13 protein-coding genes and 1 other RNA gene are annotated in these 13,772 nt (G+C 57.1%); 2 read left to right on the plus strand and 12 right to left on the minus strand.

Annotated elements, in window-relative coordinates:
• Positions 1–11: 11 nt before the first annotated feature.
• The 7 genes from JUF21_RS02760 to JUF21_RS02790 all read right to left on the minus strand — a co-directional run bounded on the left by JUF21_RS02760 (position 12) and on the right by JUF21_RS02790 (position 6,460).
• A complete protein-coding gene (locus tag JUF21_RS02760) occupies positions 12–1,910 on the minus strand; it encodes a M13 family metallopeptidase (RefSeq protein WP_125754504.1) in 1,899 nt (632 codons plus the stop codon).
• 135 nt (positions 1,911–2,045) lie between these two features.
• Positions 2,046–2,273, minus strand: coding sequence for a hypothetical protein (locus tag JUF21_RS02765; RefSeq protein ID WP_203623308.1), 228 nt, complete (start codon positions 2,271–2,273; stop codon positions 2,046–2,048).
• Positions 2,274–2,338: 65 nt separating this feature from the next.
• Complete coding sequence (locus tag JUF21_RS02770; protein ID WP_203623309.1) at positions 2,339–3,271, minus strand: NAD(P)-dependent oxidoreductase; 933 nt, start codon at positions 3,269–3,271, stop codon at positions 2,339–2,341.
• A gap of 12 nt (positions 3,272–3,283) precedes the next feature.
• A complete protein-coding gene (locus tag JUF21_RS02775; RefSeq protein WP_203623310.1) occupies positions 3,284–4,414 on the minus strand; it encodes a class I SAM-dependent RNA methyltransferase in 1,131 nt (376 codons plus the stop codon).
• Positions 4,415–5,070: 656 nt separating this feature from the next.
• Positions 5,071–5,431: RNase P RNA component class B (gene rnpB / locus JUF21_RS02780), an RNA gene on the minus strand.
• Between the two features lie 19 nt (positions 5,432–5,450).
• Positions 5,451–5,840 carry a cell division regulator GpsB gene (gene gpsB / locus JUF21_RS02785; protein WP_125754508.1) on the minus strand — a complete coding sequence of 130 codons (390 nt, stop codon included), beginning with the start codon at positions 5,838–5,840 and terminating at the stop codon, positions 5,451–5,453.
• A gap of 56 nt (positions 5,841–5,896) precedes the next feature.
• Positions 5,897–6,460, minus strand: coding sequence for a DUF1273 domain-containing protein (locus tag JUF21_RS02790; RefSeq protein WP_203623347.1), 564 nt, complete (start codon positions 6,458–6,460; stop codon positions 5,897–5,899).
• Between the two features lie 70 nt (positions 6,461–6,530).
• On the opposite strand from JUF21_RS02790, the gene recU reads away from it, so the two are divergent.
• Both recU and JUF21_RS02800 read left to right on the plus strand, forming a co-directional pair.
• The gene (recU, locus tag JUF21_RS02795; protein WP_203623312.1) at positions 6,531–7,145 is read left to right on the plus strand and encodes a Holliday junction resolvase RecU; all 615 of its coding nucleotides are present in this window, start codon (positions 6,531–6,533) and stop codon (positions 7,143–7,145) included.
• The gene (locus JUF21_RS02800) at positions 7,138–9,417 is read left to right on the plus strand and encodes a transglycosylase domain-containing protein (protein WP_203623313.1); all 2,280 of its coding nucleotides are present in this window, start codon (positions 7,138–7,140) and stop codon (positions 9,415–9,417) included. Before recU ends, JUF21_RS02800 begins: the two co-directional genes overlap by 8 nt.
• A gap of 63 nt (positions 9,418–9,480) precedes the next feature.
• On the opposite strand, the gene JUF21_RS02805 is transcribed toward JUF21_RS02800, so the two are convergent.
• The 5 genes from JUF21_RS02805 to JUF21_RS02825 are packed head-to-tail and all read right to left on the minus strand — an operon-like array spanning position 9,481 to position 13,756.
• Positions 9,481–9,945 (minus strand): deaminase, encoded by a 465-nt coding sequence (locus JUF21_RS02805; RefSeq protein WP_203623314.1) that lies wholly within the window; start codon positions 9,943–9,945, stop codon positions 9,481–9,483.
• 1 nt (position 9,946) lies between these two features.
• On the minus strand, positions 9,947–10,594 hold the full coding sequence (gene nth, locus JUF21_RS02810) for an endonuclease III (RefSeq protein ID WP_125754594.1): 648 nt from the start codon (positions 10,592–10,594) through the stop codon (positions 9,947–9,949).
• 5 nt (positions 10,595–10,599) lie between these two features.
• On the minus strand, positions 10,600–11,211 hold the full coding sequence (locus tag JUF21_RS02815) for a DnaD domain-containing protein (protein ID WP_203623315.1): 612 nt from the start codon (positions 11,209–11,211) through the stop codon (positions 10,600–10,602).
• 51 nt (positions 11,212–11,262) lie between these two features.
• On the minus strand, positions 11,263–12,561 hold the full coding sequence (asnS, locus tag JUF21_RS02820; RefSeq protein ID WP_203623316.1) for an asparagine--tRNA ligase: 1,299 nt from the start codon (positions 12,559–12,561) through the stop codon (positions 11,263–11,265).
• Positions 12,562–12,577: 16 nt separating this feature from the next.
• Complete coding sequence (locus tag JUF21_RS02825) at positions 12,578–13,756, minus strand: pyridoxal phosphate-dependent aminotransferase (RefSeq protein WP_203623317.1); 1,179 nt, start codon at positions 13,754–13,756, stop codon at positions 12,578–12,580.
• Positions 13,757–13,772: the final 16 nt, after the last annotated feature.

Below are 13,772 nucleotides of genomic sequence, written 5' to 3' on the forward strand. Positions count from 1 at the left end.
AATTTCCTCGTTTACCAAATGTGGACGCGCTTTTCAGGGGCGGTGTACATGCCATCGCCTGGCTTCACGTCAAAGGTCGAGTAAAATTCATCCAGGTTCTGCGGCTGCACATTCGCTCGCAACTTGTTCGGCGCGTGCACGTCGATCGACAAAATGAACTTGGCGTATTCCGGCCGGGACTTCTGACGCCAGACCCGGGCCCAGTTGGTGAAGAACGCCTTGAGGTCGGCATCGGGCTGATTCTGTGCGGTTTCCAAGGCTGCGGCCAAGCCGCCGGCATCCGCGATGTTTTCGGAGACAATCTGTTTGCCGTTGACCTTACCCGCCGGCGTTTCAAGCCCGTCGAACTCGTCGATCATCTGCTGGGTCAGTTCTTTGAAGTGGGCGTAGTCGGCTTCCTGCCACCAGTTCGTCATGTTGCCGTACTCGTCGAATTGGGCCCCGTTGTTGTCAAACCCGTGTGAAATTTCGTGGGCGATGACGGCCCCAATCCCGCCGTAGTTTTCACTGGCGGTTTGCTTCAAGGAGTAGAAAGGAGCCTGCAAAATGGCTGCTGGGAACGTGATGTCATTGCGCGACGGATCATAGCTGGCGTTGACCAGGTGCCCTGGCATGTTCCAGACGTTGCGGTCGACCGGCTTGGTCAGCTGCTCAACGTTGAAGGCATGCCGCGCCTCGGCGAGCTGGATCACATTTTCCAGCAGGCCTTGGTCGTCCTGCACATGCATGCGGTCGTATACTTCATTCGGGCGCTCCGGGTAGCCCATTTTCAGGACCATTTTGTCGAGCTTGACGATGGCCTTGTCTTTGGTGGACTGACTGAGCCAATCAGAGTTGGCGAGTCGGCGCTTGTAGGTCGCAATCATGTTCTCGACCAGCTGGGTCACATCCTGCTTGGCTTCTTCGCCGAAGTAGGTGCGACCGTAGTAGATGCCGACCGGTTCCGAGAAGACCCGGTTGGCCAGGCGGTAGGCGTGCTTGATCTGCTTTGGCGCTTCCGGATTGCCGGAGAGCGCACGACCGAACTTCCCGCCGAGCTGGCGCAGGTCTTCGCTCAGGTACCCGGTGTTGGAAACCAAGTCAGAGACATAGGCCCAGTGCTTGTACCGCTCAAACGTTGCCGCTGAGAACAGCTGCGTGAATTCCTTCAAGAAACGGGGATCGGCGACGATGATCGTGTCCGGCACTGCCGGCCAGGCGTCCTTAGCAAAACTGGCCAGGTCAAAATCACCGAGCTGGTCGGCAACTTCCTGGAAGGATTGCGGGTTGTAAGCCTTCGGGTAGTCTGCCCACTCTTCGCGCGTCTTTACGTGCTTGGCCAACTCGCGGTCAAACGCCAGCGCATCGTCCAGGTAGGCCGCCTGGTCTGCTTCGCTGAGATCCGTTTGCGCCAGAATTTCCTTGACCATGTCTGCCCAGACTTTGAGCAGCGCCTTGCCCTGTTCATTGTCTTCAGCGTAGTAAGGCACGTCAGGCAAAATGGTGGCCGGGCCGGTCAGCGTGATCTTGTTGACGCTGGTGTCCTTGAGGTCTGGTTCCGCATCCGTTTCAAACGGCATTGGGAACAGCGAGGCGGACAGGTCGGCGGCTTTGGCGTTGAACGCCGCGATGTCCGAAGTGTCGTTCAGCGGCACCAAGCGGTCCAGCGCCGGCTTGATACCGGCCTGGTCGCGAGCTTTGAAGTCCTTGGCCTTGTCGTAAAGCTTTACGGCCTCGGCAAAGTAGGCATCCGGCGCCTGCTTGCTGCCGTCGCTGACGCCGGCAAAGTCCGCCATCAGCTTCGCCTCGACGTCGTCTGCGAGGTCGTTAAAGCCGCCTGTCGCGGTCTTGTCTGGCGCAATTTCCGCCGTCTTTTCCCATTCGCCGTTGACGGCTTCGTACAAATCATCCTGGTATCGTGCTTCAGCCATTTTCTTGTCGCTCCCTTCGCCGGCTCTCACCAGCGTTTAATGTAATGCTAATTATAGCGCAAGCCCGGGTTGTTTTCACCTGTGTTGCGCACGTTGCACAAAAACGGCGGCACCACTGTGTGTGCCGCCGCCTTGTCAAGCCCAAGCGATTTTTGTGATCGCGTATTCCTGGACCCGCTTAGCGCCTTTTGGCGTTTCGATGATCACCGTGCTCCGCTCCTGATATGGTTTGACCGTCGCCGGGTGAATCTCGGCAATGATGCCCTTCAAGATTTTCTTATCGATGGTGTGGATCGACACCTTTCGCTTCGTCAGTAATGCGTCCTCCAGTAAGCCAATAATCTCAGTGGTGCGTTGCGCCATGAGCAAGAACCTCCTTTTGGGTGCTTTTGATAACGCTTTCAGTATACGCGTTATCCCCGCAAAAATCAGTAGCCGGCGGTCAAGTCGACGCGATTTTTGACGATCTGACCCGTGGCAGCCAAGGCCTCGAGGTTCGGTTTAAAAATTTGGTAAACCGCCTCACGCAGGTGTGGCACGGTGCCCGAAATATGAGGCGTGATCAGCACGCGCGGCTCCTGCCACAGCGGATCGGTGCTGGGCAGCGGTTCTTGCTCGAAGACGTCCAGCGCCGCCCCTGAGATGCGACCGGCGTGGAGCGCATTGCGCAGGGCCACCGTGTCAACGGTTTGACCGCGCCCAACATTGACGAACAGCGGCGCCTGCTTCAGCCCATTGAAGAAACTCACGTTGAAAAAGTGCTGCGTGGTGGCGGTCAGCGGCATCACATTGATCAGCACGTCGGCACTTTCCGCAAAAGCAGCGGCCTGTTCATCGGTGCCGACCTTCGCAAAGCCCTCGGCGGCGTTGCCGTGCCGGCTGATTCCCCACACCGTCATGCCCTGCTGGTTGAGCCGGCGGGCGATCACACGGCCGATGTGCCCGGTGCCAAAAATCACTGCCGTTTTGCCGGCTGGCAGCCACATTTCCGGCCGCCGGGCATCGTTGTCCCACTGCCGTGCAAATGGCACCAGGCCGCGGGCAAACGCCAACACCATGGCCAGGGTCGACTGCGCGATGGGTTCAGCGTGAATGCCGCTGGTGTTGGCCAGTTGAATGCCTTGCTGCTGGAACTGCGTCAATGGCAGGTAATCGACACCCGCTGACATGGCCTGAACAAATTTAACGTGATTCGGCCCGGCAATCAGCTCAGCGCCGACCGCGTCCCACCCTAATATCACGTCGATGTTTTCGGCTTGGTCTTTGGTGTAGGCAGCCTTTGAAATCACGTGCCAGTCCGGATGCTCAGCAAAATCATCGGCCGCGCTGCTTGGCAGCCCGTACAAAGCCAAAATATTCATTACGCGCTCCTTTTAATGGCGCCGCTGCGCCCAGAACTGGAAGTAATCCGTGCGAATCGTCCCGTTGTAGAGCTTGCGCCGCTTAGTCGCCTTTTGCCCAAAGGCTTTTTCAAACTCCAAGTCGGCAGTCAGAATGTAGCGGCTCCAGTTGGTCAGCCCGCCGTAGACCTGGCCCATTTCACGATACAGCGTGCGGGCCGCGTCCAGCTCGCCAAGCCGTTTCCCGTATGGCGGGTTGGCCACTAAGACCCCGTGCTGGTCGTTGTCGAGACGGTTATCCTTGACCGCTAGCTGCTTGAAGCGAACGGTTTGGCCCAAGCCCGCCTGCTTGGCATTTTCCTGGGCGATTTCAATCATTTTCGGATCGAGGTCGAACCCCTGGATGTCGAGTTCTCGGTCAAAGTCCGCCGCGTCCATTGCCTCATCCTTCACGTCCTGCAAAATTTGCGGATCCATGAAACTGAAGTTCTCAAACGCAAAATGCCGCTGCAGCCCGGGGGCGATATTCAGGCCCCACAGCGCCGCTTCGATTGGAATCGTGCCGGACCCCGTAGTCGGATCGACAAACGGCATGTCCGGGTGCCAGCTCGTCAGCATGACCAGCGCCGCCGCAAAGTTTTCCTTCAGCGGCGCTTCCCCTTTGGCGATTCGGTAGCCGCGCTTAAATAAGCTCGGCCCGGTCGTGTCGATGGTCAACGTCGCCACATCGCGCAGAATCGAAACTTCCAGCGGGTAAGTCTTCCCAGTTTCTGCCAGGCGGCCGCGCCGGTGGTAAACCGTCGCCAGTTTATCAACGATGGCTTTTTTAGTGATGGCCTGCACGTCAGGCTCGGAGTGCAGCTTCGAGCGCACGCTGCGGCCTTCCACTGGAAACGCAGCATCGAGCGGCAGGTACTGATCCCATGGCAACGCCTTAACGCCCTCAAACAACTCGTCAAAAGTGGTGGCAGTGAACTGGCCGACCACGATTTTCACGCGGTCAGCAGTGCGCAGCCATACATTGGCCTTGGCAATGGCCGTCTCGTCGCCCTGAAAGTACACTTTGCCGTTATCGGTTTGCTCGTCGAAGCCCAGGTCGCGGATCTCCCGCGCGGTCAAGGCTTCCAGACCGGAAGCCATGGTGGCCAGTAATTTATATTGCATAATAGTCTCCTTTTCTGTCGTTTCAATGTTACCCCAGAAAAGGGGCCGTGTCACCGGAAACGAATAGGTAAAACATGCGGCTTTGGTGGGTGCTTTTTGGACCGGGACTGATCGTGTTTTCTGGTCTTAACGGACAAAACCGCCAGCCCTTCGCCTGTTGATCTAATCGGGCTTTGGGTCGACAACGCCCGAGCGCTTAGCTGCTACGCATGTCAGCTTGTAGCTCGCAAAGCTCGAACAAGCTGATCAACGCCAGAGGCCTCACCGCCAAAAAGCGGCGGCAACGCCTCTGGCTTGGCTGCCTGTCCCCCTAAGTGCGCCAAGTCTTCGCACCTTACTTTAATCGGGCTACGGGCTCGCAACGCGGGAGTGGCTAGCTACGCACAAGCCCTCGCCGGCCAAAATCGCCGGCAATGCCTTGCGCTAGGCTAGCCATCCCGCTAAAACCGCCAGCCCTTCGCACCTTACATAATCGGGCTACGGGTTCGCAACGGGGAAGTGGCTAGCTACGCTCGAGGCCTCGCCGCGAAGAAGCGGCGGCAATGCCTCGAGCTAGGCTACCCATTCTCCTAAGTGCGCGACCCCTGCGCACCTTGCCTTTCGCACCTTACAAAAAAACAGCCCGGGGATACCCCGAGCCGCGCCTGTTTGCAGTTCTCTATAAGCCATGTTTTGTTCCAGCACCAAGTCAGGCCAAGGTGCCTTCAGTAATCATCTATCTCAGCTTTCGCTGTTAGGGCCATCGGTTCAATATCCTAGGCCTTGCGCCCCTACCAAAGTTTGGGTTACTCGCTCGCGGGGTTTACCCGTTCCAGACTGGCGGTTTCCCGCCAGCATCGTCTCTGTGGCACTTTTCAGACCGACTCACGCATAGCCGAGGCCTTAGCGCTTTGGGTCGCCGTTACCGTAAACGGTACTCAGGCTTATTGGGCCTGACGCGAACACTCCAAGCATCGCAGCTTGGGCGGGCATGGACTTTCCTCACCAGACAAACGCCTGGCGCGATTACTCGAGAACTGCAAATGAATTCACAAATTTAGTACTGATCGATTCCAGACTGGTCGTCGTGCGTGCTTTGGCCGCCGTCGGAAAGCTTGCTGCCAAAGACGTGACGCTCCAGATTGGAAAGCCGCTTCAAAATGTCGTAGTTGGTTGCAGTCGCACTGGGCTGCTGCGGTGTGGCCGCGGCCACGTTCTTCGAAACGGATAACTGCTTGGTCAGCTCGTCAACGCGACTGCGCAATCGCGCATTCTCCTCGCTGAGACGATCCAGCTCGGCGTTGTAGCTTTCGTAATCCTTGATGACTTGGTCGAGAAATTCATCGACCTCGTCAGGATCGTCACCGCGCATGACTTTTTTGAAATTCTTGTCCAAAATGGCCTTAGGGTCAAGTTGAACACTGAATGTATTTTCCTTGCTATCCATATCCAGCACCTCATTCGAAGACTTACTGAAACCATTGTATCATACCACTAATCGCATTAAAACTGCTCATTTGCCTGGTTTTCGGCCCAGTCGCGCGCAGCCTCTTCCAAGTCTTCCATCCCGATCAACGTCAGCGGATAAGCGCGCCGGCTGCTTTCCGCCTGCGCGCCTTGGTACGCAAACCGCGGCTTACCTTCAAAATCCGGGTCGTAAACCAACAGCGCGCCGTCCGTGTGATGCAGCATAAACTGTGTGTAACCTGAGAGCTGCCTTGGGTTTTGATATGGGGCGCTCGAGGTCGGCTGAGTGAAGTCGACTTGGGCCAGCAGCGTCTGAAGACGATTCTGATTGTCCTCATTCCACTGGTGCCCGAAATCGGCAAATGGCAGCATGACCGCCACCTTCAAGTCCGGATAATCCGGCTTCAGGCTGAGCGCCACTTGGGCACCCCACTGCTCGATGCCAAGCTCACCGCCGGTAATGACCCACTTCAGGCCGTCGTCCAAAAGTGGGATCAGTGCATTTTTTAAACTATACTTAATCACCGTGATCTTGGGGTCATCTTCCCCGTGAGTGCTTAGTTCCCACGAGCGATACCCAGTCAGCCAAAGGCGTGTCAGCATAACGGTTCCCTTCTCATTAGGTCACGACCGGCCAAGATTGATATAATGGCGCTAGGAGCGTGAACATATGGCTATTCATTACCCCAATGGTAAAGCATACGAGAGCGGCAAGCAAACCGCCGAGGACGCTGTCAATTACGGCGGTCGCGGCATGACGCTAGAAGCCGAACTCAATGCTAGCAATCAATATTATCGCGCGGCCAAACGTGCGGTCATTTATAAGAAACCAACCCCGATCCAGATTGTCAAAGTGGACTACCCCCAGCGCAGTCAGGCAGTGATCAAGGAGGCCTATTTTAAAACCCCTTCGACCACCGACTACAATGGCGTTTACCAGGGTTACTACGTCGATTTTGACGCCAAGGAGACCAAAAACAAGCAGAGTTTCCCGCTCAAGAATTTCCACCCGCACCAGATCAGGCATCTCAATGCCTGCCTGGACCAAGGCGGGATCTGTTTTGCGTTGATCCGCTTCGTGTCGCTGAACCGGCTGTTTGTCTACCCGGTCAGCGACTTGAACCACTGGTGGACCGAGAGCCTGAACAACGGGCGCAAGTCGATTCCGCTCAAGGCCATCGAGACGGCCGGCTTTGAGCTGCACCCCAAGCTCCAGCCGCTGATCCCTTACCTGGACGGCGTGGATTGGTTGATCAAAACGAAGAGAGGCACTCAAAATGGCTAATACACCATCACGCATGGCGCGCAAACAAGCACGCAAGCCGAAGAAAAAACGGCGCTGGCTCACGGTACTCAAAACTCTGCTGATCATCTTTGTGGTTGGCGTGGTCGCCGGCATCGGCCTGTTCGCCTATTATGCGTCCAGCGCACCCAAAGTGACGGAATCCGCCTTGAAATCTGGCGGCAGCTCCACCCTTTATGATAAATCAGGCAATGCGATCACCACCCTCGGCGTCGAAAGTCGCACTTATGTGAACGCCGATGAGATTCCCCAGACGCTGAAAGACGCCGTGGTCTCGATTGAAGACCGGCGTTTTTATCAAGAGCGCTGGGGCATCGACCCGATTCGCATCGCCAGCGCCGCGATGAACAACGTCGTCGGCCGAGTCACCGGCCGCGGCTCAGGTCTGCAAGGCGGGTCAACCTTGACCCAGCAGCTAATCAAGCTGTCTGTTTTTTCCACCAAGGCGTCTGACCAAACGCTGAAGCGCAAGGCGCAGGAAGCCTGGCTGGCCATCAAACTGGAGCAGTCATACAGCAAGGAACAGATTCTCGAGTTTTACATCAACAAAGTCTACATGGACAACGCGCAACGCGGCATGGGTACCGCGGCGAAGTACTACTTCAATAAGGATTTGAAGCAGCTCGACCTCGCCCAGATGGCGCTGCTTGCCGGTATGCCGCAGTCCCCCGCGGGCTACGACCCTTACCAGCACCCAGAAGCCGCCACCACGCGCCGCAATGAAGTGCTTTCCGCGATGGTGACGAACAAGAAAATCAGCCAGGCCCAGGCCGATGCGGCCAAAGCCCAGCCTGTCACCGACGGTCTGGTGCCGCAGAAGACGCAAACCACCAACACCGGCACCGATAAGGTCATCGACTCTTACCTCACCTCTGTCATTAAGGAAGTAAAGGCCAAAACTGGCGTCGATCCGTACAGCGAAAATCTCAAAATTTACACCAACATCGACATGAAGGCACAGCAACGGCTATACGATATCGTCAACACCGATAAGTATGTCCAGTTCCCGAATGACTCGCTGCAAACCGCTGTGACCATCACCAACCCGAACAACGGCAACGTCATCGCCCAAATTGGCGGCCGCAAGACTGGCGATGTCCGCCTGGCGTACAACCGGGCCACGCAAAATGACCGCAGCAACGGGTCGACCATGAAGCCGCTGCTCGACTACGGCCCGGCAATTGAGTACCTCAACTACTCCACCTACCAGCAAATGGAAGATGAACCATTCATGTGGCCGAATAGCACGGTATCAGTTAACAACATCGATCACCAGTTCTTGGGGCGGATTTCCATTCGGGAAGCCCTAGTCAAATCGCGGAACCCGGTCGCCGGCCGGACGCTGAAAGCGGTTGGCCTTTCCAGGGGACTGAACTTCCTGAAAGGCTTGGGCATCACGCTGCCAGAAAATCAGCGAGTTTACCCGAGTGCCATCGGGGCTTCGGTGACCACCGAGCAAGAAGCCGCCGCTTATTCCGCCTTTGCCAACGGCGGCACGTACTACAAGCCGACCTATGTCCGCAAAGTCGTTGACATGGAAGGCCGCACCACCAACTTCACCAGCAACGGTACGCGCGCGATGAAGGCAAGCACCGCCTACATGATCACCGACATGCTTAAAGGCGTGTTGACCAACGGGACCGGCGTTTACGCGAAGATCTCAGGGCTTCAAGAAGCCGGCAAAACAGGCACGTCAGACTATGGTCCTGAAGAACTGAAAACCAACCCCGCTTTGTCCGGGTTAGCCAAGGACATCTGGTTTACCGGCTACACCACGCAGCGCACCATGTCGATTTGGACCGGTTACGACAAACCGTTACAAAATGGCTTGGGCAACGGTTCCAACCTGATTGCCCAACAAATTTACAAAGCGATGATGAGTTACATGGTCGACAGTGAAAATCTGCCGAATAAGGACTGGACGAAGCCGAGTTCAGTCTTGGTCGAGCACATTCTGAAGGGATCCAACCCTGGCACTGCGGTCACCGGCAACACGGCAAACACGACGCGCGAATTGTACGTTCGCGGTCATGGGCCGTCAACTAAGACCGCTGTGGCAGATACGCCGTCAAGCTCGTCCAGCACCAGTTCAACTTCGAGCACGACTTCTAGCAGTGAATCCAGTTCGGTCAGTTCATCAAGTGAGCTGCCATCAAGCAGTTCAAGCAGCGCTGAAAGCAGCAGCGAGCCCAGTGTCAGCTCTTCGTCTGCCAGCGGCGGCTCGCCCGGGCCAGACGGTACCACGCCTCAGTGACGCCAGTAAGTGAATATGCAACGCGAAAGGCCTTGCCCAAACGGGCAAGGCCTTTCGTATGGTCTAAGCAGGAACGGTGACGAGCGTCGTTTTGATGTGGTGCTCTTCAAAGAGCTGCACGGCGTACGGGTCATTGCGGTAATCGTGCGCAAAATAGACGCGCGTGACACCGGCTTGGATCAGCGCCTTGGTGCAGTTGAGGCACGGGTAATAGGTCACATACAGCGCCGCCCCTCGCGTGGAGACCCCGTTTTCGGCGCACTGCAGGATGGCGTTCATTTCGGCGTGAAGGGTACGAATGCAGTGACCATCGCGCATCAGGTGCCCAGCGTCATCACAGTGCGGGTCGCCGGAGATGCTGCCGTTGTAGCCGGTGGCGATGATGCGATGGTCAACCACCAGCAGCGCCCCCACTGTCGCCCGCTCACAAGTGGAGCGCTGAGCCACAACAGTGGCCAGTTGCATGAAGTATTGGTCCCAAGATTCGCGGCGGACTTGCCGCGTTGAGGCAACAATTTGATCGGTCATGTTACTTACCTTCTTTCAGCGGGGAATAGTCGTCCTTGAATGCCTGCCAGGCAGGGTCGGCAGGCAACTGTGGGTGGCGCGCCGTGAGCCATTCCCGGCCCAGCCGGATCAGCCCGCGGTGCAGACGAATCCAGGTGCTCGGCGGCATCAGGTGTTCAAGGCGGGCCTGGATCTGGTCAGGGGTCGCTTTTTGCGGGGCAATGCCAAAGCCCTTGATGATCCGACTGACGTGCGTGTCAACGGCAATGCCGGGAATGCCAAACGCGTCGGTGCGGACCACGGTGGCGGTTTTGCGCCCGACCCCTGGCAAACTCGTCAGTTCGGCATAAGTCTGAGGTACGGTGCTGTCAAACCGCGCGACTAACTCAGCCGACAGCGCCTTGAGGTATTTTGCCTTGTTGTGGTAAAGGCCCAGCCGGTCGATTTTCGCTTCGATGGCGGGAATGGAGGCTGCTGCCATCGCGCTTGGCGTCGGGTACGCCGCAAACAGCGCCGGCGTGCAAGCATTGACCGCAACGTCCGTGGTTTGTGCAGACAGCATCACTGCCACCAAAATCTGGTAAGGGGTTTGCGCGTTCAACGTCGGCTGCGGATCTGGGTATAGTTTGAGCACCAGGCTCAGCAGTTCCTGAGCCCGGGCGTTGGTCATCCTGCTCATAGCCCTAAGTGCCTTTCCTGTTCAGCTTGTACCTGAGCCGGCGTGGTCAAATGTTTTTTCTCCCAGTTGATCAAGATGCGATCCATGTACCGCAACGAATAGGCCTGATTGAGCACGGCCTCACGCAGCGCGAGGTTGATCATGTCTGGCGCGTAGTGGTCGATCGTCAGCCAATCAGTGATGGTCTGCTGCTCGATTGGCGACAGCGGCCGGCCGAATTCAGCCTCGATTTGACTGAACACCTGCTGGTCCGGTGCCGCTGCTGGGGAAACCGGATGCCCGGAAGTGGGCTTTAGAACCGTATCCAAAAGCGGCGTCACGTCGTACTGATCCAGCGTGCGGCCACCCTGACCAGGCCGCTGCACCAGCTGGATGGCGTTTTTTTGAATCAGCGTTTCAATCACGGTGTACAGGTCTTGCTTTTTAAGCTTCGTCGCCGAGGCCAGCGCGCCAAGTTCAGGTGCTTCCTCGTGGTGCTGCCCCCAGTCAGCCAGAAACAGGTACACCACGAACTCCCGGTGCGTCAGCGTCGTCTCGCTAAAGTGCGCGAACAGCGCCTGCGACAGACTGGTCTGTCCGGCCGCCAGATAACTGCTTAAATCTGCCATGAAGATCCCCCTTTCTGAACAAAAAGGCCGGGCCTAAGCCCAGCCCAAGCATCACGGCTTTAAGCGGTTGATCATCCGTGGGAACGGAATTGATTCGCGCAGGTGATCCAAGTGGCAGATCCAGGTGATCGCCCGCTCGAAGCCCAGTCCGAACCCGGAATGCGGCACGCTGCCGTACTTGCGCAGATCCAAGTACCATTCGTACTCGGCCAGGTCCAGCCCCTTGGCCTCGATGGCCGCCTTCAGCTTGTCATAGTCGGTTTCACGCTCGGAGCCACCGATAATCTCGCCGTAACCTTCCGGGGCTAGCAAATCGGCGCAGACATACGTGTCCTCCCGTCCTTCTTCTGGCAGCATGTAAAACGGCTTGATGGCCTTCGGGTAGTTCAGGACAAACACCGGCTGCTCGAATTGCTCAGACAGGTAAGTTTCCTCAGGAGAGCCCAAATCGTCGCCCCATTTGGTGTCAAACCCGCCTTCCTGCAGCATTTCGATGGCCTTGTCGTAGCGAATTTTTGGATAAGGGGTTTTGGTATAACGCTTGAGAATTTCCGGATCACGGTCGATCAGCTTCAGTTCATAGGCGCAGTTGTCAAGAACGGACTGCACCAAGTACGCGATGTAGTTTTCCTGCACCCTCAGGCTTTCCTCTTGGTGCGTGAAGGCCATTTCAGGTTCGATCATCCAAAATTCCGTCAGGTGCCGGCGAGTCTTGCTCTTTTCCGCGCGGAAGACCGGGCCAAACGTGAAGACCTTGCCGTACGCCATGGCACCGGCTTCGGCGTAGAGCTGGCCGGACTGGCTCAGGTAGGCTTCCTGATCGAAGTAATCCGTCTCAAACAACTCGGTGGTTCCTTCCGGCGCGCTGCCGGTCAGAATTGGCGGATCCATCTTGATGAAGCCTTCCTGGTTGAAGAATTCGTATGTGGCCCGGACCATTTCGTTGCGAATCTGCTGAATCGCGAACTGGCGCTTGCTGCGCAGCCAAAGGTGGCGGTGATCAAGCAGAAATTCGATTCCGTGCTCCTTCGGGGTAATCGGGTAGTCTTCACTTTCCCCCACCACTTCGATGTCGTGCACTTCGATTTCGTAGCCAAAATGGCTGCGGGCATCCTCGTGGATCTCGCCAGTCAGCCACATGCTGGTTTCCTGCCGCATTTCTTTGGCGGTTTGGAACACCTCTTCGCTGACCTTATTCTTCAGCACGACTCCTTGGAAAAAGGCCGATCCATCACGCAGCTGCAGGAAAGCAATTTTCCCGCTGGAGCGTTTGTCCGTCAGCCAGGCCCCGATGCGGACTTCTTCGTTTACGTGATCCTTTGCGTCTTTGATGCGGATCTCTTGCGTCATTGGTTATTTCCCCTCACTAGTTATTTCCAACAAAATTTTCGATACGGCCAACCGCGTCAAGCAATGAGGCCTTATCCGTTGCGTAGCTCAGCCGCGCGTAGTCCGGCATGCCGAACGCGCGCCCTGGCACCAGTGCCACCCCGGTTTCCTGCAGCAGCGCCGAGACAAACTCGTCGACACTGGTGTAGTGCGTGAGCGCGGCGGCACGCTTGACCTGCGGAAACAGGTAAAACGCCCCTTGCGGCTTTTCAGGCAGATCGAAGCCCGGCAGCTTTTGCACCAGCGGAAAAATCGTGTTCAGCCGGTCTTCAAACGCCTGGCGCATGCTTGCCACCGCGGTGCCGTCACTGGAGAAGGCGGCCACCGCCGCGTACTGACTGGCCGCAGTCGGATTGCCGGTTGCGTGCCCCAGCAACTTGCCCAAGGCGCCAATCAATTTTTCTGGTCCGGCCGCAAAGCCGATGCGCCAGCCGGTCATCGCGTATGATTTCGATACTCCGGAGATCAGCACCGTATTTGCAGTAATGGCCGGATCGATTTCGATCATCGAGGTGTAACTGGCGCCGTTGTATATCAGGTCGCGGTAGATATCATCCGCGATAACCAGGATGCCGTGCTGCAGCGCCCAGTTACCGATCAGTGTCAGCTCCTGGCGGGAGTATACCGCCCCACTGGGATTTTGCGGTGAGTTGATGATCACGGCGCGGGTTTTGGCTGTCCGCTGCGCTTCCAGCTCGTCGACTGTCACCTTAAAATGCGCAGCCGCCACAACGGCGCGCGGCACCCCACCAGCCAGCCGGATCTGTTCCACGTACGAGACCCAGCCGGGCGTTGGGACTAAGACTTCGTCGCCTGGGTCCAGCAGCACCTGAAACAAGCCGAAAAGGGCCATTTTAGCCCCGGTAGTCACGGCAATTTGCTCCGGCTCGTACGTCACACCGGTTTGCGCCGCCACGTGTGCGGCAATCGCGGCTTTAAGCTCCGGAATCCCAGTGGCCGGCGTGTAGAAACTCGCCTGGCCGGAATTGATCGCGGTCGTGGCCGCGGCGTCGATAAAGGCCGGCGTCGTAAAGTCCGGCTGGCCGATCGAAAGGTCGATCACGTCCTGCCCGTTGGCCTTCATTTGCTTCGTGAGACTACTGATTGCCAGTGTCGCCGAAGGGGCCACGCTGTTAATACGTTTTGCTAAATGCATCCAATTCCTCCTCGAG

Origin of the sequence: Lacticaseibacillus sp. 53-4 (assembly GCF_016861805.1) — a bacterium.
Lineage (GTDB): Bacteria > Bacillota > Bacilli > Lactobacillales > Lactobacillaceae > Lacticaseibacillus.

Excerpts from the sequence above, each read along its gene's own strand:
- recU (WP_203623312.1), top strand. The coding sequence starts at position 6,531 with ATGGCTATTCATTACCCCAATGGTAAAGCATACGAGAGCGGCAAGCAA.
- asnS (WP_203623316.1), bottom strand. The coding sequence starts at position 12,561 with ATGACGCAAGAGATCCGCATCAAAGACGCAAAGGATCACGTAAACGAA.
- JUF21_RS02805 (WP_203623314.1), bottom strand. The coding sequence starts at position 9,945 with ATGACCGATCAAATTGTTGCCTCAACGCGGCAAGTCCGCCGCGAATCT.
- gpsB (WP_125754508.1), bottom strand. The coding sequence starts at position 5,840 with ATGGATAGCAAGGAAAATACATTCAGTGTTCAACTTGACCCTAAGGCC.
- JUF21_RS02760 (WP_125754504.1), bottom strand. The coding sequence starts at position 1,910 with ATGGCTGAAGCACGATACCAGGATGATTTGTACGAAGCCGTCAACGGC.
- JUF21_RS02800 (WP_203623313.1), top strand. The coding sequence starts at position 7,138 with ATGGCTAATACACCATCACGCATGGCGCGCAAACAAGCACGCAAGCCG.
- JUF21_RS02765 (WP_203623308.1), bottom strand. The coding sequence starts at position 2,273 with ATGGCGCAACGCACCACTGAGATTATTGGCTTACTGGAGGACGCATTA.
- nth (WP_125754594.1), bottom strand. The coding sequence starts at position 10,594 with ATGACCAACGCCCGGGCTCAGGAACTGCTGAGCCTGGTGCTCAAACTA.
- JUF21_RS02775 (WP_203623310.1), bottom strand. The coding sequence starts at position 4,414 with ATGCAATATAAATTACTGGCCACCATGGCTTCCGGTCTGGAAGCCTTG.
- JUF21_RS02815 (WP_203623315.1), bottom strand. The coding sequence starts at position 11,211 with ATGGCAGATTTAAGCAGTTATCTGGCGGCCGGACAGACCAGTCTGTCG.
- JUF21_RS02825 (WP_203623317.1), bottom strand. The coding sequence starts at position 13,756 with ATGCATTTAGCAAAACGTATTAACAGCGTGGCCCCTTCGGCGACACTG.
- JUF21_RS02770 (WP_203623309.1), bottom strand. The coding sequence starts at position 3,271 with ATGAATATTTTGGCTTTGTACGGGCTGCCAAGCAGCGCGGCCGATGAT.